This is a genomic window from Bradyrhizobium sp. 23AC (assembly GCF_054863025.1).
Genome location: NZ_JAVAYN010000020.1, coordinates 136,498 through 155,441, shown reverse-complemented (window position 1 = coordinate 155,441; position 18,944 = coordinate 136,498). Strand labels below are relative to the sequence as shown.

At 61.8% G+C, this 18,944-nt stretch carries 18 protein-coding genes; 8 read left to right on the top strand and 10 right to left on the bottom strand.

The features are described 5' to 3' along the window. Nucleotides 1-6: 6 nt before the first annotated feature. On the bottom strand, nt 7-282 hold the full coding sequence (locus tag RAD10_RS33795; RefSeq protein WP_461620809.1) for a hypothetical protein: 276 nt from the start codon (nt 280-282) through the stop codon (nt 7-9). A gap of 112 nt (nt 283-394) precedes the next feature. Next, nucleotides 395-1,003 (bottom strand): S24 family peptidase, encoded by a 609-nt coding sequence (locus RAD10_RS33790; protein WP_018644790.1) that lies wholly within the window; start codon nt 1,001-1,003, stop codon nt 395-397. A 164-nt stretch (nt 1,004-1,167) separates the two neighbouring features. Here RAD10_RS33790 and RAD10_RS33785 point away from each other — a divergent pair, with 164 nt between their 5' ends. Next, complete coding sequence (locus RAD10_RS33785; RefSeq protein WP_461620808.1) at nt 1,168-1,698, top strand: GcrA family cell cycle regulator; 531 nt, start codon at nt 1,168-1,170, stop codon at nt 1,696-1,698. Nucleotides 1,699-1,739: 41 nt separating this feature from the next. Continuing rightward, nucleotides 1,740-2,315 (top strand): hypothetical protein, encoded by a 576-nt coding sequence (locus tag RAD10_RS33780; RefSeq protein WP_461620807.1) that lies wholly within the window; start codon nt 1,740-1,742, stop codon nt 2,313-2,315. 46 nt (nt 2,316-2,361) lie between these two features. Here RAD10_RS33780 and RAD10_RS33775 read toward each other — a convergent pair whose 3' ends face one another. Next, nucleotides 2,362-2,718: a hypothetical protein gene (locus RAD10_RS33775; RefSeq protein ID WP_027545886.1), complete on the bottom strand. Its 357-nt coding sequence runs from the start codon at nt 2,716-2,718 to the stop codon at nt 2,362-2,364. A gap of 50 nt (nt 2,719-2,768) precedes the next feature. Here RAD10_RS33775 and RAD10_RS33770 point away from each other — a divergent pair, with 50 nt between their 5' ends. The 3 genes from RAD10_RS33770 (at nt 2,769) to RAD10_RS33760 (ending at nt 3,998) form a co-directional block, all read left to right on the top strand. Continuing rightward, nucleotides 2,769-2,921, top strand: a complete 153-nt coding sequence (locus RAD10_RS33770; RefSeq protein WP_461620806.1) for a hypothetical protein — start codon at nt 2,769-2,771, stop codon at nt 2,919-2,921. A 395-nt stretch (nt 2,922-3,316) separates the two neighbouring features. Further along, the gene (locus RAD10_RS33765; protein ID WP_028142638.1) at nt 3,317-3,502 is read left to right on the top strand and encodes a hypothetical protein; all 186 of its coding nucleotides are present in this window, start codon (nt 3,317-3,319) and stop codon (nt 3,500-3,502) included. A 154-nt stretch (nt 3,503-3,656) separates the two neighbouring features. Further along, nucleotides 3,657-3,998 (top strand): phasin, encoded by a 342-nt coding sequence (locus tag RAD10_RS33760; protein ID WP_092261775.1) that lies wholly within the window; start codon nt 3,657-3,659, stop codon nt 3,996-3,998. Between the two features lie 202 nt (nt 3,999-4,200). On the opposite strand, the gene RAD10_RS33755 is transcribed toward RAD10_RS33760, so the two are convergent. The 3 genes from RAD10_RS33755 to RAD10_RS33745 form a co-directional block, all read right to left on the bottom strand. Continuing rightward, the gene (locus RAD10_RS33755) at nt 4,201-4,518 is read right to left on the bottom strand and encodes a c-type cytochrome (RefSeq protein ID WP_461620805.1); all 318 of its coding nucleotides are present in this window, start codon (nt 4,516-4,518) and stop codon (nt 4,201-4,203) included. 305 nt (nt 4,519-4,823) lie between these two features. Further along, nucleotides 4,824-5,654: an alpha/beta hydrolase gene (locus tag RAD10_RS33750; RefSeq protein WP_104461283.1), complete on the bottom strand. Its 831-nt coding sequence runs from the start codon at nt 5,652-5,654 to the stop codon at nt 4,824-4,826. Nucleotides 5,655-5,839: 185 nt separating this feature from the next. After that, nucleotides 5,840-7,606, bottom strand: a complete 1,767-nt coding sequence (locus RAD10_RS33745; RefSeq protein ID WP_461620804.1) for a ShlB/FhaC/HecB family hemolysin secretion/activation protein — start codon at nt 7,604-7,606, stop codon at nt 5,840-5,842. A gap of 132 nt (nt 7,607-7,738) precedes the next feature. Between RAD10_RS33745 and RAD10_RS33740 the strand changes: the two genes are divergently transcribed. Further along, nucleotides 7,739-9,004: a FecR family protein gene (locus tag RAD10_RS33740; RefSeq protein WP_461620803.1), complete on the top strand. Its 1,266-nt coding sequence runs from the start codon at nt 7,739-7,741 to the stop codon at nt 9,002-9,004. A 60-nt stretch (nt 9,005-9,064) separates the two neighbouring features. Then, a complete protein-coding gene (locus tag RAD10_RS33735; RefSeq protein WP_461620802.1) occupies nt 9,065-11,806 on the top strand; it encodes an EAL domain-containing protein in 2,742 nt (913 codons plus the stop codon). 261 nt (nt 11,807-12,067) lie between these two features. On the opposite strand, the gene RAD10_RS33730 is transcribed toward RAD10_RS33735, so the two are convergent. From RAD10_RS33730 to RAD10_RS33720, 3 genes are all read right to left on the bottom strand, one after another. Further along, nucleotides 12,068-13,852: an adenylate/guanylate cyclase domain-containing protein gene (locus RAD10_RS33730; protein WP_461620801.1), complete on the bottom strand. Its 1,785-nt coding sequence runs from the start codon at nt 13,850-13,852 to the stop codon at nt 12,068-12,070. 690 nt (nt 13,853-14,542) lie between these two features. Beyond that, nucleotides 14,543-14,704: a transposase gene (locus RAD10_RS33725; protein WP_461620800.1), complete on the bottom strand. Its 162-nt coding sequence runs from the start codon at nt 14,702-14,704 to the stop codon at nt 14,543-14,545. A 312-nt stretch (nt 14,705-15,016) separates the two neighbouring features. Beyond that, the gene (locus RAD10_RS33720; RefSeq protein ID WP_461620799.1) at nt 15,017-15,277 is read right to left on the bottom strand and encodes a hypothetical protein; all 261 of its coding nucleotides are present in this window, start codon (nt 15,275-15,277) and stop codon (nt 15,017-15,019) included. A 261-nt stretch (nt 15,278-15,538) separates the two neighbouring features. Here RAD10_RS33720 and rocF point away from each other — a divergent pair, with 261 nt between their 5' ends. Then, the gene (gene rocF, locus RAD10_RS33715; protein WP_461620798.1) at nt 15,539-16,516 is read left to right on the top strand and encodes an arginase; all 978 of its coding nucleotides are present in this window, start codon (nt 15,539-15,541) and stop codon (nt 16,514-16,516) included. A 370-nt stretch (nt 16,517-16,886) separates the two neighbouring features. Here the strand turns inward: rocF and RAD10_RS33710 are convergent, their stop codons facing one another. Then, nucleotides 16,887-18,674: an adenylate/guanylate cyclase domain-containing protein gene (locus RAD10_RS33710; protein WP_461620797.1), complete on the bottom strand. Its 1,788-nt coding sequence runs from the start codon at nt 18,672-18,674 to the stop codon at nt 16,887-16,889. Nucleotides 18,675-18,944: the final 270 nt, after the last annotated feature.

Sequence of the window (18,944 nt, the reverse complement as noted above, 5' to 3'; positions counted from 1 at the left end):
CCTGCGTCACGTCCGTTCGTGCTTGCGCAGATCGCGGGCGTGATCGAGCCGGAGGGCCTGGAGGTCGATATCCTCGGGCGGGATCCGGGGCAGGGCGGCCTCGGTCAGGATCGCCTCGGTGACGTCCTCGACCGAACTCCCGGCGATCTCGTGGATGAACGAGACATTCCGGTATTCGCCCGAGGCGATGCGGGAGATGACCTCACGCCTTGTGATTTCGGGGTCGACCACCGCCTCGCGGCCCCGCCGTCCATAGTCGATCATCACGACGAAATATTGCATCAAAACGACTCTGCCGCGCCCCCATTGCGGGCGCGCGGCAGATTATTTCCGAAAAACAGAAACAAGTCAAGAGCGATTTCGAAAAAGCGAAATCGTCGCCTGTGCCGAGGCCTTACTTGCCCTTCTTGCGGGGGCGCGCCGACTTGGCGCGCAGCCGCTCGAGCTGGCCCTTGGGCATGGACAGGCAGATCTCACCCACCCAATCGAGCTTCACGCCGACGATCGGCTTGGCGTTGAAGCTGGTGAGATTGACGACGGACGGGCTTTTCCCCCGCTCGATCGTCTTCAAATAGCGTTCGCCGGTCTTGAGCCGGACCACGGCCTCTTCGCCGTAGAAGCTCGACAGCGGATGGCGCTGATCCTTGTAGACCACGATCACGTCGCCGCTCTCGTATTTGGGCAGCATCGAATCACCCACGATCTCGAAGGCGACAGTCTCTTCCATGATCGGGAAGGGCAGCGCGATGTCGCCGAGACCCTCCGGGGGGACCTGCTCGTAATCCGGCTCGATCACGGCGCCGGCACCGACGCGGCCCATGATCGGCGCGAGATTGAGCTCGAGATATTCCATGATCGGAATGATTTCCGAGGCCTTCACCAGGCGTTCGCCGCCGAGGATCTCCGAGACCGCGCCGGGCCGCACGCCCATGGCCGCCGCCAGGCCGCCCTTGCTCTTGCCCGTCTTTTCCAGGCCCCGCTCGATCATTGCAACGTCCAACATGGTGATTCCCTCGATTACCCAACGTCTCGCTCTTGTAATCCGAAATTCGGAATTATTGCAATTATGAATATCAGAATTATTGCTTGACTTGAGCTTCGGAATACCGGAATGTCTGTTTCGCCCCCGGTCGTGCGATCGGAGGAGGCGCATCACAGGACAGCAGCATGGAACCGGGCCATTGGCCGTCGGAGCACTCCGACGCGCTTCGCGACTATTTTCTCAAAGGCATGTCTTATGCGGAAATCGGAAGGCAGATTAACGCAAGGTTTGGAACGGCTTACACGCGCAATGCAGTGATCGGCCGCGCGAAGCGGCTCGGGCTCGTCATACCGGAATGGATCGTGAGCCCATCGGTCGCGCCATATTTGCCGGGTGAGGCTCCGGTTTCGCCGCGCCGCGCGGTGCTACCGAACCTGAACGTACCGCCGAAGTCCGCAATGAAGCCTGCGGTGCGGTTGAAGCTGCGCTGCGTCGGCGTTCAGCCGCGCCTGATCCAGCTGGTCGACCTCGAGCCGGCTGACTGCCGCTATCCCTATGGCGGCGACAAGGACGGGGAGGAGATCGCCTTCTGCGGCCATCAGCGCCAGCCGGGCTCCAGCTATTGCGCGCCGCATGCGGGCCTGACGCGTCGCTGTGGGGCTGCGTCCGCCCGTGTCCCCGGTCCCGTCGTGCTGAAGCTGGTCTTCGCAGCCTGAACTCTCACCCGTTTCATCGTCGATTTCGCAAGGAGATCCAAGTGGCTCGTGTCCGACGCAACAAGTCCTACAAATTGGCGCAGATCTACGACCGGCGGTCCCGCGACGTGCCATTCAATGCCGAAGTGGCGGAGGTCGAGGTCGACAATCCGCTGGCGCTCGATGCTGGTGAGAAGATCGTGGCGATCCGGTCGATCCGTGGCGATCCGCTGGGACGGCTGCATGCACACCACCAGATCGACGAGGCGCAATATCTCGGCGGGCGCGCCTTCCAGAACGATTGGGAGAGAGCGGAGCGGGGCCCTCAGGCGATGGACCCGACCCGCGAATATGTCGATGGCGCGCGCATGCGCGAGCCGGTCACCGAGAGCCAGCGCCAGGCGGTGCTGCGGCTGAACCAGGTCGAGCGCGAACTCGGGACCGACGGCGCTGCGCTGGTGCACGACGTGTTGGTGCTAGGCCTGACCATGGATCAGATCGGGCAGCGTCGTGCCGTCCGTACGCAGCGCTGGAACGACTATTTTGCGCGACGCTTTCGCGAGTGCCTCGACCGGCTGACGCTGATCTACGGCTTTGCGACGGAAACGGGGGCACGGCAGGCAGGGCGGCGCAGATGACAACGGCACGCCTGCGGTTTAGGCCGCGGGCGTGCCAGTCAGCCGCTCACGGATGCGGGACGATCTGGTAGGGCGTCGTATAGGGCTCGACGCGGAGCGAGGCGTTGGCCAAAAGCCCGATCCTGGCGGTCGGCGCCTGCTGCAATTCGCCATTCGGGCCGCGATGCACGTTGTATTGCCAGACGGTGAGATCGCCCTTCTGCGCCAGCGCGTGCGCAACCGCGCTCGCATCATTGCCGCCGAGCGCCTGAAGCTCCTCCGCCGACAACCCGACGACGATCTCGTCCTTGATGGTGACGATCTTGAACAGGTTCATCTTGGTCTCCTGCGCCCATGCGCCTTGTATCGAGAGGGTGAAAAGCGCGACCGCGGCGCCCTTGATGAGATCGCAGCGAGAAAGCATGCCGTCGTCCTTTGGTGCTGAGGCGCGCCCGAATCGAAGAGTTTTCAGCCATGGCGCCCGTTGTCCGCGTGGCCGTGTCGCAACGGCTTGGTCGTTCGTTCATGGACAACGGTTCACGGGCGGAAACATATCCGGCTTGCGAGATCGATCGTTATTTCGCCGTTAATACAACCGCCGAGGCCGCACTCAACAATTACGTGTAGGCGCTGAGAAGCGCTCATTCGTAGCCGAATGTCCGTTCATGTGGGAAACAAGCGGAAACGTTGTGCCGATTGACGGCGATCAGGGCTGTGTGTGTGATTGATGGCGCTTCTTGACGCAGGTGGGTGACGGCGGTCGATATTCCTGTTATCCGGAATTGCCGTGGTGCGATGCAGACGAAGCATCGCTACAACCACTGTTGGGCTTGCCGGACGGGTTGTTCCTTGACATAATTGCAACCATCTGGTTGAGCCAGTCGTTTGGACATGCGTTCGGCGTGCCAACCCGCCGGGGCCACCCGGCCGAGAGTTCGTCGCCATAGGTCTTGTTATGGTGTCTTGTTATGGCGTTCGGTTCTTGAGCGGGGCACGAAGCCGATGCTTGTCATAGGTGCGAGATGAAAAACCTCAATTTCGCGGCTGAATTGCACCTCAAGCTCGGCGCGCCCGCAAGCGGCACGGTCGAAAGCCTGCGCCTGCTCCGCGCGTTCCTGAAGCTCGCGCCTCGACAGCGTTTCGAGGTCATCAAGCTGGTCGAAGACCTCGCCACCGAAGAAATTCTGCCCGAGCACCCCTTGTCCTGAACCCGGCCACGCGCCGGCCTTACACCGTCCCTCTCGTTTTCCCGTTCGTTTTCCCGCCGGAGCCGGACCGCCGGCGACGTTTCCACGCGGCTGGCCGCTGGAAGGCGATCCGGCAAGTGTGGTATTCAATTGGGAAAACGGGAGGAGTGCGACCATGATCGAACCGAAGCTCGAAGTTCCGGCCGAACTGCGCGACCTGGCCGAGAAGACAATTGATCAGGCGGAGAAAGCATTCGGCATGTTTTTCGACGCCGCCACCAAATCGATGTCGTCCGTTCCAGGACCGGGGACGGAGGTGTCGAAGCAGGCGCTGGTTTTCACTGAGCAGAACATGAAGTCGGCCTTCGAGCATGCGCGCAAGCTGGTTCATGCCACCGACCTTCAGGAAGCGATGCGAATCCAGTCCGATTTTCTGCGCAGCCAGTTCACCAGTGCCGGAGATCACATGCGCCAGATGACCGGCAGTCTCATGCAGCCGGGCAAAGGGAAGTCCTGATTCTCTGAGTGCGCACCGTAGGTCGATGACAGGCCACCGAACGACCACATTCGTCGTCCGTCATCCTTTCTGCTCATCCCTGTCGGCCCACCGGCAGGGATTTGCATTTGTGGCAGCGTCGTGCTCGGCGCGCGACTAAAGCGCGTGTTGCTTAAGCCATGATCCCTTCGGAAAGCCGCTGCGCACTTTTCCGGATCATGCTCTAGCGCAGCGATGCGATGTAGGCCGCGATATCGCCGGCTTCGGTTCGGCTCAGGGGAAAATTCGGCATCTTCGGGTGGGGATCAAGCAGGAAGAAGGCGAGCCTCTCCGGACTGAAGTCCGGCCTGCGTGCGACGGAGGCAAAGGAGGGGACGTCAGCGCTCGCCTGGGTCTGGCCGTTCGCGACGACATGGCAGCTTGCGCACCAGCGTTTGGCGAGGTCCGCACCGTGATCGGCATTGGCCGCGAGAGCGGACGATGTGCCGAAGCTCGAGGTTACGGCAAGCAGCAGGAAAATTCGTCTCAAATGCTGGTGCATAGGGTAACCTTCATGCATCGATTAGCGGCCGCCATGCCTATCCGCAGCACGATCCCGGAAATTGCGAGAGATCAATCCGGGCGATGATCGACCGCAGCAGCTTGCGGGTCGAACGATAGAGATGCCGTAGGAAAGCCGGCATCCTCGCCGCGGGCAGGCCAAGACTTCTCGTGTCGAGACTTCTCGTATCGAGAGTTCTCGTATCCAGACTTTCAATGTAGTGCGACACGTGTCTCTCCGAGGCTATATCGCCCTTTTATCCCGGCGCCTCGGAGCCGCCTTGATCTGCCGCAAAGCGTTCCCGGCTAATAGTCGCCCGGATTCATGATCATCGGGGTTTTCGTATCAGCCGGCGCGAGCGCGCTGCTGGCGCTGTCGCGCAGGAAGCGGTCGAGCGTTTCCTGGATCTTCTCCTTGACCGCGTTGGGTCCGCGATCGCTCATTTCCGTGTGCTGCGCGCCGGTGTGAACGATGTCGATACCGCGCGCCTTGGCTTCTTCCGGCGTCGGTAGCACGCCGGGATCGGTCACGAAATGCGGGTCCTTCGACCGGAACGACAGGATCTTCATGCCGTCGCTGACCACGAAGGGCACCCGCAGATTGTCCAGCGTGATCACCTTCGACACCAGCTCCGGGTGCTGATGGGCAACATACATGGAGACATCGCCGCCATTGGAGTGGCCGACGAGGGTGACGTGGTCGTAATCGACGTTCTCCTGTTGCTTTTTCAGCTTGTCCAGCACGAAAAGAATGTTGGCTTCGCAGCGGATATAGACCTCGCGCCGGCCGACATATTGCTGACCGACATGGGTCATCAATGGCGGATCGCTCGGCAGGTCCTGCTGAATGCTGGCAACCAGATAGCCGCGCGCGGCGAGCACGTTGGCAAGGAAGGAGTATTCGGTGGCCTTGACGGTGTTGCCGTTGCTGATGATGGCGAGCGGGAGTTTCCAGAGGCCGAGATTCGCCTTGGTCTCGTAGTCGCGCCGCACCGCCACGTCGACCGAGATCGGCCGCTGCCGCGAGGCGTCGAACAGCGCCAAAGTCTCATGGCGGATCGCGAACCGACTAACGACGAAATATTCCCCGACGCCGAGGACGCAGAGAAACGCCAGGATTGCAAACACCCTCTTCATGGTTTCATCTCAAATCACATTTGACTGAACATGGTCATTGGGAACTCCCGGATCGAGCGATCGTGAGCAGCTTACGGGATTAAATTTAGGCAAGTCTGTGAGCAAGCCCGCAAAAAGGACCGCATGCCAAGCCCACCGCGCGAACGACGGGGTGGCTAGAGACAGCCGGACTTGCCGCGTTCGGGTCAGAGCCGGAACGCGCTCGACAGGGTGAACAGGAAGCGGGGGCTGCGGCGCTCGTTGTCCAGTGCCCGGTAGCTCAAGGGCACCGCCACGCCGAGATCGGCCTGGAGATCGTCTGGCAGGAAGAAGCGCACACCGGCTCCGGCCGATGTGAGCGACAGGCCGTCACTCAGGCGGTAACCGTCGTTCCAGACGGCGCCGGCGTCGCCAAAGGCGTAGAGCTGATAGCCGGTCCAGTAGCGGAAATTGAGCTTCTGGTCGAAGCGCAGTTCGAGCGAGCCGGCAAGGCCGTTGTCGCCGCTGATCTCGGCTGCGCCATAGCCCCGGCCGAAGGCCGCGCCGCCGAGATAGAATTGCTGCGAGGTGAACAGTGGCCGCGATGCCGTCTGGCTCGCCGCGGAGAGCTTGAGCGACCAGGTATCGTTGAGCGTCTGGTAGCGCGTGAACCAGAGGTTCAGCACCGAGAAGTTCGAGGATGCGCCGTCGCGCGACAACAGATCGTCGTCGAAATGCGAGGCGCCGAAGATGTCGAGGCCCTGGCGATAGGTCAGCGTCGCAAGATTGGTGCCGCCGAAGCGATCCTGCAGCCGGTAGTCGGCGGTCAGGCTCGCTGTCCTGATATGGTCGTTGTACCAGGGACCGTAACGGTCGTGCTCGGACACATTGCTGAAGGTCGTCGCCGCAGTCAGCGTGAGCGTGGAGGATTGCGATTGCAGCGGGACGCTGCTGGCGCGCAGCTCGAAGGCCTCTGTCGTGGTGATGTCGCTGTCGAGGCGGCGGGCATCGCCCGGCCGGACCGCGCTGTACAGGACGGAAGCGCCGAGGCGTACGCCGTCGACGCCGACGGGCGTGTCGTAGGACAGTCGCGCAAAGCCGAGCTGGCGAGGATCGTTGGCAACTGTCGACAGGTTGACTGCCAGCGTGTCGCCGGGCGTGAGGTAGGAGTTGAACGCGCCGGTGGCGTAGCTCTGCCACGGGCCAACGGAAGATGATCCGAGATTGTCCAGACCGAACGAGGAGAAGACGTGCCAGGTCTTCAAAACGACTGTGAGACGGAAGCGGCCGGTCGCGCCACCGATCTCCTCCAGCGCGGTATCGGTGATCCGGACGCCCGGCCTGCCGTTGATCAGGAAGAGCTGGCGTTCGAGCGTTGCAAGGCGCGACGGCTGCTCGGCCAGAACCGGCCCGAGCATCGGCCTTACGCCGAACTGCTCGGCGCCGTCGCCTTTCAGCTCCGCCTGCACGATGGCGCCTTCGATCACCTGGATGCGCACCCGGCCGTCGGCAATGTCCTGCGGCGGCACGATGGCCCGGCTCAGATGGAAGCCGTCGGCGCGGTAGAGATCGCTGATCGCGCCGGCGATCGCGGCGAGATCCGCCTGTGAGACCTGCTTGCCGAGATAGGGCTGATAGGTCGTGGCGATCCGATCTTGGGACACGGTGTGTGCGCCGCTGACGTCGATGCCCCGCAGCACGAATTGCAGTTTGGTATCGCCGCCGGTGTTGGGCTGTCCGACGTTCGGAAGCCGGACCGGAGGCCGGCTCAGCGATTCCCGCTCGGCTTGGTTATCGAAATATTTCTCGGGCTGGCGCGGATCGAAACCCGGCTGGTTCGCCTGTTGTGCGAACGCCTGGGAAACTCCCGCAAAGATCGATACCAGCACTGCGAACGCGGTAATGAGATGCCGCTGCTCAACGCACGTCGCGAATCTTCCTCCGTAGTTTGACGGAGACTTTGCGATTGGGCGGTAAGGGTTCGTTATCCGCATGATTTTTCATAGTTTTTTATGGTCAATGATTGGTTAATGCTGCCACTCCACTGGCCGCTTGCCGCTAATCCTCTCTTGAGTGATTTTCGGATACCCCCTCAGCCCCGGCTGTAACGCGGACTGAGGATCGTCATGCTTGGCAGAATTGGAATGCGGTGTGCCTTCGTGGCGGCGCTGACCGTTGGAACGGCTTCCGCTGCGTTCGCCGCGGAGGATGGCGTCTGGTCGGTCAGCAAGGCCACCGGTGAGGTGTGGATCGCGACCGAGGGCGCGCAACCGGTGTCGCTGAACCGGGAAGAGACGCTCAAGCCTGGCAATACCATCCGCACCGGACGCAACGGCCGGGTGCTGCTGGTCCGCGGCGAGGAAACCATTCTGATCTCTCCCAACTCCGTGGTCGGCTTGCCCTCGGAGAAGAAGGAGGGGCTTTCGACCACGATCATCCAGCGGGCGGGATCGATCCTGCTCGAGGTCGAGAAGCGCAACGTCAAGCATTTCGAGGTCGAGACGCCCTATCTCGCCGCCGTGGTCAAGGGAACGCAGTTCAGCGTCACGGTGGGAGCTGGCAGCACCAAGGTCGGCGTGCTCCGCGGCCAGGTCGAAGTCTCCGACTTCAAGACGGGACAGGTCGCCCAGGTCATGCCGGGACAAGCGGCCACGGTGTTTGAGCACGGCAAGCCTGGTCTCGGCTTGAGCGGCGCGGGGACGTTCAATCCGATCGAGCATGGCAAGCCGCGCGCCTCGACGATCGAGCGTGTCCCCGTCCCGAAATCGGGCCTGTCGGCGCCGCGCAATGCCGCGAGCGGCCATGCGATCCATGCGCTCGGTCCGATCGACAAGGGGACCAAGGCGGCTGGCGTGCCGAAGCCTTCGCATCAGGCGGCTGGAGCTCATGTTTCCAAGGCCGGCGTCGTGCGCATCTCGAGCTCGCTCGGCGAGGTCAAGCTCAATGTCCACAAGGTCACGAATGGGCTCGCCCACGGCGCGGTTGCTCCCGGACAGGTGCGCAACGCGAACGCCAACGCCGGCACCGCGACGGTCTGGAGCGATGGCAAAACCAATACGGCGGCATCCAACAGCTCAGTCCAGACTGCGGCAACGACCAGCGGTGCAGCTGCCGGCAGCAGCGCGTCGGCTGCTAATGCGGCGATCGCGGCCGCGGCAGCCGGTGCATCCAGCGACAGCCCCGGCGCCAACAACGGAAACTCCGGCGGCAACGGCAATTCCGGCAACAACGGCAACGGTAATAACGGCAATAACGGAAATAGCGGGAACAACGACCACGGCAACAATGGTGCCACCGGCAACGGCAGGGGCAACAACGGCAACGGCAATGGGAACGGCGGCGGCAACGGCAGCAACGGCCATGGCAATGCCTACGGCCACAACAGGCGCTGAGGCGGTTTCCTAGGGGATGAGGGGGGCGCATCCGTTGAAGCGGGTGCGCGGGAGGATCGGGTGAAGCGTTATCGGCCGCATATTCTCGTTGTGATCGCGCTTGCGATCGTGCTGTCCACGGGATGGCATGGGGCGCTTCGCAACGCGCTCACCGATCTGCGATTCAGCTGGCAATCGCGTGCGGCCAGCGGCAATGTCGTCGTGGTGGCCATCGACGCACCGTCTATCGATCAGATCGGGGTGTGGCCGTGGCCGCGCCGGCTTCACGCGGAGCTGTTGCGCAGGCTCGAGGCGGCGGGCGCGGGGGACATTGCCTTCGACGTCGATTTCAGCACGCCGTCCGATCCGGCGTCCGACGAGGCCTTCGTCAAGGCGCTCCGCGATGTCGGCGGCTCGACGATCCTGCCGTCCTTCAAGCAGCCGACGCCGAATGGCGGCACGGCGCACATCAATCGCCCCCTGAAGGGTTTCAGCAACCAGTCGTGGCCGGCCGTCGTCAACGTCGCGGTCGAATCCGACGGACTCGTTCGCCGCTATCCGTTCGGCGAGAAGCTCGGCGATGCCTTGATGCCGTCGATGGCCGTCGTGCTGGCCGGGCAGGACGCCAACCGGCGGCCGCCCTTCCTGATCGACTTCAGCATTCGTGCAGCCTCCATTCCGAGCGTCTCTTATGTCGACGCGCTGCGCGGCGATACTGCTGCTCTCGACAGGGTGAGAGGCAAGAAGATCATTGTCGGCGCCACCGCGCTCGAGCTCGGTGACCGGTTCAGCGTTCCCAACGGCAAGCTGGTCTCGGGGCCGGTCCTCCAGGCGCTTGCGGCAGAATCGATCCTCCAGGGCCGGATGCTGCACTGGACATCCGATATCGGCATGATCCTGGGCCTGGGCGTGATCTGCCTGCTGATGATGTATTCGTGGCGCCGTCTCGCGCCAGGAATTCGCGTCGCGGTCCTGATCGCCTCCGGGTCGGCTATCGAGCTGGTCGCGGCCCTCGTGCAGGCAAGATGGCCCCTCGTCATCGACACATCGCTGTTCCACATCGCGATCGTCGCCTATCTGGCCGCGATTGCGCTGGACGAAATCGATTTCCGTGGTCTCCTGGGACGCATCGCCGAGAGCCGCTTTCACCGCATCGCGATGTCGCTTGGCGATGGTCTCGTCTGCACCGACGAGGATCACCGGATCACGGTCTGGAATCCCGGGGCGAGTGCGATCTTCGGCTACGCGCCGGCCGAGATGATCGGCCGTCCGTTCGAAACGCTATGCACAGTGGCGGCGGACGGTGATGCAAGACCGTCCATGCATGACGCCGCGCGCCAGGCGCTGCTGGTTCCGGGCGGGGCGGTCGTCGTCGAGTTCGAGGGCCGGCGCAAGAATGGCGAAACCTTCGCCGTCGAGGCGAGCTTCTCGGGCTGGCAGGGAACGGATGGCTTTCAGTACGGCGCGATCCTGCGCGACATCTCGGTCCGCAAGCGGGAAGTCGAACGCGTCAAATATCTCGCCGAACATGACGCGCTGACCGGTCTTGCCAATCGCAACACGCTGCATGCCGGACTGGCCGGCATGATCGCGAATGCAGAGCGACGGCCTCGCGAAGTCGCGTTGCTCGTCATCGGGCTCGATGGCTTCCAGGGCATCAACGACATGCTGGGGCATTCGGCGGGAGATCTGGTGCTGCAGGCGGTCGCCATTCGACTGGAGGGTCAGGCCGGAGATCGGGCGATCGTCGCCCGGCTCGGCGGAGATGAATTCGCCATTGTGCGCGAAACCGCAGATGACGGTGAGCCGATCGTGAAGTTCGCCGAGCGGATCGCGCGTGCATTCGAAACGCCGCTCGCGACGGGCACGCGCCAGCATCGCGTCAGGATCAGCATCGGCGTCGCGGTCTACGGCGAAGGCGGACAGGGCGCCGACGAACTTCTCAGCAATGCTCATCTGGCGTTGAGCAAGGCTAAGATGACGCGGCGCGGCAGCCATGTGATCTTCGAGGCTGCGATCAGGCAGGAGCTGGAGAACCGGCTTACGCTGGAGAGCGAGTTGGCGCTTGCGGCGGATCGCGGCGAGTTCGAGCTGTTCTACCAGCCCCAGGTTCGTCTGATCGACGGCAGCCTTGTCGGGGCCGAAGCGCTCATCCGTTGGCGGCATCCGGTGCGCGGCTGCGTCTCGCCCGGAGAATTCATGCCGGTGGTCAACACCTCGGCACTGTCAGAGCGGATCGCGAACTGGGTGATGGAGACCGCCTGCCGTCAGGCGCGCGACTGGGAACTGTCCGGCAACGGCGTGCGCGTCGCCATCAACCTGTCGCCCTCGCAGCTTCACTCCGGCGATCTCGCGCATTCGGTTGCGGCGTTGCTCGAAGCGACGGGGCTTACCCCGTCACTGCTCGAGATCGAAGTGACCGAAGACATCCTGATCCATGACGAACGCCGCGTGCTCGACATGTTCAAGCGAATTCAGGAGCTCGGGGTACGCGTCCTGTTCGACGATTTCGGCACCGGTTACGCGAGCCTCAGCTATCTGAAGAAGTTTCCCCTCGACGGGCTCAAGATCGACCGCTCGTTCGTGCTCGATCTGCTCGCCGATTCCGACGATGCCGCGATCGTCGGCTCGACCATCGGCCTCAGCAAGCAGCTCGGCCTCACGGTCGTGGCGGAAGGCATCGAGAACCGCGCGACTGCCGACTTCCTGGTCAGCATGGGATGCGCGGAAGGACAGGGCTATTTCTTCGGCCGTCCGATGCCGGCCGAGGCGTTCGAAAAGCAATTCCTGGCGACCGAGCTCGACGCGGCCAGCGCTGCCTGAGCGGGCTGCTTTCGCCTGCGCGTTGACACCAGCACTCCGAATGCCGCTTGTTGTTTTGACGAGCGGCGCCCCGTGGGTCAACATCAGTCGGGTATTCGGCATCCAGCGACGGTGCGGACATTCCTTGCTGCCTGCGAGGTCGCAGCGCAATCTGAGGACGGAAATGTCCCGGGGGATTGGCCTCGCATTGACCTGCTTTCCAGAGCTGAACGGAAAGGTGTCTTGAAGCTGATCAGGGCAGATTTTGACCCGAAGCGGATACTACCCCTCGGGCACCCCGGCGAGACACATGCCCATACAAAGGCGCTCGCGCCCGGCAAGGAACACCGGATTGTCGCTCAATTTGCTGGCGCGCAAGCGATTGACGGTGAAGCTTGGATTGAGCGCAAGTCCCTCAGTTGCAACCCTTCGTGCCTCATCTAACGCGCCGAGTGGGCCCAAGGCAGCGGCGAGCGCAAAATAGGCCAAGGGATAATTGCGGTTTGCCTCAATGCTTCGTCGCAGCCAACCCGCTGCTTCGGCATCCGCACCGAGCTGCAACTTGGCGCAGCCTATAAGGTACAGCCAGCGGTGGCAAAAGACGTCTCGGGGAGAAAGACGGAGAGCCTCGTGGATATGACCTTCAGTTTCGGCTGCACGACCCATTAGGAGTTTCGCAAAACCAATATTGCTATGGGCCTCGGCTAGATTGCGATTAAGCGCTAATGCACGCTCGCATTCAGCAATTCCCTGCGCGGCGCGATTTGTAAAAATATACACGTCGCCCAGGACCATGTGGGCTACCGCATGGTCCGGGGTTAATGAAAGCGCCCTGGTCGCATTCGTTTCGGCTGCGGAAAGGAGCGCGGCTCGGTCGTCCATTAACAGCGCGCCCCCCGTTGTTAGATCAACAAAAGCCACGCCGACCAGCGCCTCTACACTTTGGGGGTCGATTGCTAACGCACGTTCGAAGAACTCGCGCGCTGCGATCAAGTGCTCGGCGATAAGCCCCTTGAATATGGATGCCATTCCCTGAAAATATAGATCCATCGCATCTGGATGCCGCAAATGTTTGGCTCTTCGTGCTTCCGCTACAATGAGCTGGGCATCCAGCGTGTTCGCGAGCCTCGACACGACTTCGTCTTGCAAGTCGAACAGATCGGTAACCGGCTTCTCAAACCGTTCGGCCCAAAGATGTCTGCCGCTTTCCGCATCGATCAATTGCACGTTCACTCGAAGCCGCTTGCCGCTGCGCTGCACTGATCCTTCGAGCACGTAGCGAACGTTCAAGTCGCGGCCGACCAGCCGTACGTCTATGGCTTTGCCCTTATATGAGAACGCGCTGTTGCGAGCGATTACGAACGAGCCGCCGATACGCGACAGGTCCGTGGTCAAACTCTCGGTCACCCCATCCGCGAAATAGTCCTGCTCGGGATCGCCACTGACATTCGCAAACGGGAGCACCACAATGGATAGACGCGGCGCCGAAAGCGAGGTTGGTGCCCCGCTGCCGTTTCGTGAACCAAGCCCGTCTCGAATGACAGCATAGGCTCGCACCGGACGCGCGATGTTCTTGAAGATTTGCTCTCCCAGATCAGCGAACTCCGCCTCGACCTTGCCTCTAACCTGATCAAAAGCGGAGGACGAGATGCAAATACCGCCCGGTTCGGCAATGCTCTCAAGCCGTGCCGCGATGTTAACGCCGTCGCCAAATATGTCATGCGGCTCGGCGATTATGTCACCGATATTGACGCCTACACGAAAAGCAATACGGCTGTCGTCCGCATTGGGGGGCGTGAGTTCTCGGATGCGGCTTTGGAACCGAACAGCACATCGAACCGCTTCGACTGCGCTCGGAAATTCTGCCAAAAACCCGTCGCCGGTATTCTTGACAATGCGGCCACCGTGTTCGGCGATCGCGGGCGTGACGTCGTCCGCGAGGAGAGTTGTGAGTCTGACGTGCGTGCCGTCTTCGTCATGGTGCATTAGTCGCGAATAGCCCGCCACGTCGGCGGCCAATATCGCCGCCAACCTGCGCTCGACCCGGACTGGCCGCTCCTGCACCATGGCCCGCAATCCAACCTAGACGCGATTGTACGACAGATCGGATGGGATACCTACCTAAGTTGATGTCGCATATCGGCCCATCGGCGAAGTTGCGCTTCGGCGGTCAGTAGTCCGCTCGTTGAGCCAGAGCGGACCAGATTTGGCTCAACCTGAGTCTTCGCGTATTGACCAAAAGCGCCCTTTCGCTGAGCAGGCGCTCGAAAGCGATAGCGCTGATATGAGGCAATGAGCCTGACGTATTGAAAGCCGATTTTTAGCCATGGTAGATTACCGCTTTATCCCGATTGCTTTTGAAGCCGTCCTAGTAGTGCCTTTTTGTACTGTGGAGGACATTTATGCGAAGCTCTCGCGCAATCCTTTATCTGCAACGACTTGGTGAACTCGCCTCTCAGCTCTCAGAACTGGAAGATCTTCGAAGTCTAGTCGAAGATGCAGAGCGCGTCGCTCGCGGTCCGCCTGCATTGCGCTCCAGACGCCAGGCTTCGCGCCGCCTCCGAGGTCGTGATCTCGGCGCCCTGTCTGTCCATCTCCGTCGCTGCACGCGACCAAGCAGAAGTGCAGGAGGTCTCAGGCTCCCTCAGAACGACAACCAAATCGACTGGATGTTGCTTGAGCCATTTCCCGACGGATGGTGGGCTTCCCCATAAAGCTCTTAGACGGCTGCTAGTGAATCAAGTTTTTCTCGTCCGCTTATGCCCATCGCGGCCACTCCTTCACCCATCGGCTTAGCACGGAGCCGTCAAGCCCGAGCTCCTTCGATACCGACTTCGCCGAGCGGCCGCTCGACAAAACCAGATCAATTGCCTGACGCTTGTACTCGTCCGAATAGGACCGACGCTGCCGTTTCGCCATCGGACACCTCTCGCTGCCTAAGCTATAGGTGTCCACCGATTTAGAGGAGGCCCACTTCGCACGGGCAAGCCGCCAATGTCGCGGTGCCGCCTTGCCTTAAGCATGTGGCTTGGCGACGTCGCGAACGCAATTGGCGAACGCCTGCGCGACCCGGCTCAGCATTCGACCGTTAAGGTGAAGACCGCCGTTGGCAGGTGCCACCGCGGCAATGCGACGAATAGTGCCTTCAGCAGATCGCCTCCGGGGCCGCACCGCAGCGCCGGGCCAGTCCTGATGGAGGACGGTCTCACCGAAGGGGCGGTCGCAGAGAAGCTAGCGCCGGCGCGCGATCGCGACGCCAAAGAGGAAGGCGACGAACAGGCTCGCAAGCGGTGCTTCGCGCGTGATCGCGGAAACCGTCGCGAGTGCTCCGCCGGGCTTGCGCGATTCTTCCACTGCAGAGGTGAGACGATCGACCGCTGCGTGCAGGCCTCCTGCGACTTCACCGATCGTCCGGGAAACGTCCGCCGCGGTATCGATGGCACGTTCGGCCATGCCGGGTTGCGAGGCGGATTGCGGTATCTCCGTGCTCAAGTGCGCGACCTCCAGACCTGACGATGGGCCGGCACCTTTGGCTATCCGCGCGAGCGCTCGTTCTGAACAGCGGGTCTTGATGACCTTTGGCTATCCGCGACAGGCGCCGTGGTTTACGGCGGGTGCCGGCCTTGGATGGGCAATTCAGCGCGCGGGATTTTGTTCCGGATGATTGGACGTCCACGGCGGACCTTCCCCGGGAAACGACGGGTGCGAATCTCTGTTAGGCTGGCGGTGGCTCGTTGATGTCAGGAGACAGCCGTGACCGATCGGACCGTGACGGATCGAGGCCGGCGCATCGCCTTGCTCGGCGCTCCCATCGACATGGGGGCTTCGCAGCGCGGCACCTTGATGGGCCCCGCGGCACTGCGCACCGCAGGCCTTGCGACACTGCTCGAAAGCCTGGATTTCGAGGTCGTCGACTACGGCGATCTTTCCGTGGCCGAAGTCGGGGACCTCACCGACAGGCCGCCGGAAAGGGCCAATCACTACCGCGAGATCCAGCGCTGGACGCGCGTTCTGAGCCGCAAAGGCTATGAGATTGCGAAGACCGGTGCGCTACCGATCTTCCTTGGCGGCGATCACACGCTGTCCATGGGATCGGTCAACGCCATGGCGCGTCATTGGCGCGAGTGTGGACGCGAGCTGTTCGTGCTCTGGCTCGATGCCCATGCCGACTATAACACGCCGCAGACGACGATCACCGCGAACATGCACGGCATGTCGGCCGCGTTCCTGTGTGGCGAGCCCGGCCTCGACGGCCTGCTCGGCGACGATCCGCGCGCTTCGATCACCCCGGACAGGCTCGATTTGTTCGGCGCGCGTTCGGTCGACAAGCTCGAAAGGGAGCTGATGCGCGCGCGCAGGATCAGGGTGGTCGACATGCGTGAGATCGACGAGTTCGGAGTCGCCGTGTTGATCCGACGCGTCATCGAGCGGGTCAAGGCGAGCAACGGCGTGCTGCATGTCAGCTTCGACGTCGACTTCCTCGATCCCTGCGTGGCGCCGGGCGTCGGCACCACGGTGCCGGGCGGAGCGACCTATCGCGAGGCACACCTGATCATGGAGCTGTTGCACGATTCCGGCGTGGTGGGATCGGTCGACATCGTCGAGCTCAATCCCTTCCTGGACGAGCGTGGCCGGACGGCGCGCACGGCCGTCGAGCTGATCGGCAGCCTGTTCGGCCAGCAGATCACCGACCGGCCGACGCCGAGCAACGCGATTGCTCCGGGCGAGTGATGCAATCGACCGAGTGGATCATGAGCTTGCGAGTTGGCCGCTTCGCGGTCCGGGGATGCGTCGCGGCGAAATTTTCGGACCGTGGTGTACGTCACCGACACGGCTGACATCCAACATGTTGCCCGCGCGCATTCGTGACGTCCGCTGAGGGCCGCTTGTGACCCTGAACGGACGTCGCGAGCCGATTGCTGCATGCAGATCACTGAGGCAGCGCCACCCCGGCGATTTGCATGACACCGAGCTGCTTGTTGGTTCTAAGCCGAAGTTGCGTTCCAGTTAACGCGTTCTCATAGCGACGTCTGCGCGCTTTGATCCAAAGTTGATTGAGGGCAGGAAGGCGCTGATGTCGGCTTTCGACCGGAAGCGCTCATTACCCTTCGGGCACGCCAGCGAGGCGCAAGCCTTCACACGAGCGTTTGAGGCCAGCGAGGTAAATTGGGTTATTGCTTTGTTGAGCGGCGAGGAAGCGGCGGATGGTGAAACCTGGGTTGAGCGCGAGTCCCGTTCTTGCAGCAGTTTGCGCCTCATCGAGGGCGCCAGTCAGGCCCAACGCAGCGGCCAGCGCCAAATGAGCGAGATGATAGTTGCGATTCGCCTCAGTGCTTCGTCGTAGCCAACTGACGGCGTCGACGTCAGATCCAAGCAGCAGTTTGGCCACGCCCACAAAACACGTCCAATGGTAGGCTTGAAAGTCGCGTGGGGAGAGACGTAAAGCCTCTAGTATATGGCCTTCGGTCTCGGTAGCACGACCCATATAGAATTTGGCGCAACCAAGGGCGGCATGAGCGTTGGCCTCATTCGGATTCAGCACCAACGCATGCTCAAATTCACGAATGCCTTGGGCGGCCCGGTTCGTAAGGATCTGGACCCAACCCCGAGCCAAGTGAGCCGAAGTATAATTTGGCCTGATGGACAGTGCCTTATTCACCATCGCCTCGGCCGCTGAAAGCCGCGCGGGCCCATCATCCGTCGTAAAGCTGGCTCCAACTGTCGTGTCAACATTTGCCAAGCCAATCATTGCTTCGACGCTGCCAGGGTCGCACTCTAGGGCGCGTTCGAAGAAGTTCCGCGCTTGCGTCAAGCATTCAAGGCTAAGTCCCTTCATCACACACGCCCGGCCTTGGAAGTACAGATCCATAGCATCGGGATGCAGCGTACGCTCGGCTCGTCGTGCCTCAGCCACGATAAGCTGGGCACCCAATGTATTCGCGAGCCTTGATACGATCTCGTCCTGCATATCGAACAGGTCGGCAATAGGCTTCTCAAAGCGCTCGGCCCAAAGATGCTGACCGCTCATGGCATCGATCAGCTGCACGTTCATCCGAAGCCGATTGCCGCCGCGTTGAACTGAGCCTTCGAGCACGTAGCGAACGTTCAATTCGCGGCCGACTTGCCGGACATCGACTGCTCCCCTTTTGTCTGAGACGGAGACGTTCCGCGCTGTCACACATGAACCACTGATACGCGACAAGTCCGTGGTCAAACTCTCGGTTACACCATCGACGAAATAGTCCTGCTCGCGATCGCCGCTTAGATTGACAAACGGCAGCACGACAATGGAAAGACGAGGTGGCGACAGCGGACCGGGCTTCGCGCTCTCGCCTTGTGCCGTCGAACGAGGTCCTGCACGGACAACTGCATAGACCCGTACCGGGCTATGGATGTTCCTAAGAATTTGCTCGCCTAAATCGACGAACTCGACGCTGACCCTGCCCTTTACATGATCGTATGCGGAAGACGAGATGCAGATGCCGCCGGGCTCTGCGATACTCTCGAGCCGTGCAGCAATGTTTACGCCATCACCGAAAACGTCATGAGGCTCGACGATCACGTCGCCAACATTGATGCCAATACGAAAGGCGATACGCCTGTCTTCCGCCTCAGCGTTCGTAAGCTGCTTGACGCGGTTCTGGAATTGTATTGCAGCCCGAACCGCCTCCACCGCGCTTGGAAATTCTGCCAAGAACCCGTCGCCGGTGCTTTTGACAATGCGACCGCCGTGCTCAGAGACGGCAGGCGTCCCGTGTGCCAGGAGCGCTGTCAGTTTGGTATGCGTGGCCTCTTCATTTTGGTGCATAAGCCGTGAATAGCCAGCGACATCGGCGGCCAATATCGCCGACAACCTGCGCTCGATCCGGGCTGGGCGGTCATGAACCATGGCAGTGGTCCTCGTAGCCGATTTATACGACAGACCTGCTTGAATGCCTACTTAGCTGATGTCTTTTTTTGGCCCTCAGCTGACATCTCAAGCTGAGGTCCGAATAACCGTCCCCAACGGACTCCAGCGGCGAATGCACGCGATTGTAACTTGCGTGGTGGGCGGCGCTTTTGCGTGGGCACCCCTGAACGAAATGCACAGAGCTAACGGCAGCGGCGACTTTGGCCAGAGCCATTGAATTAAATCAAAGCCTGCGGGCGTCAGGCGATC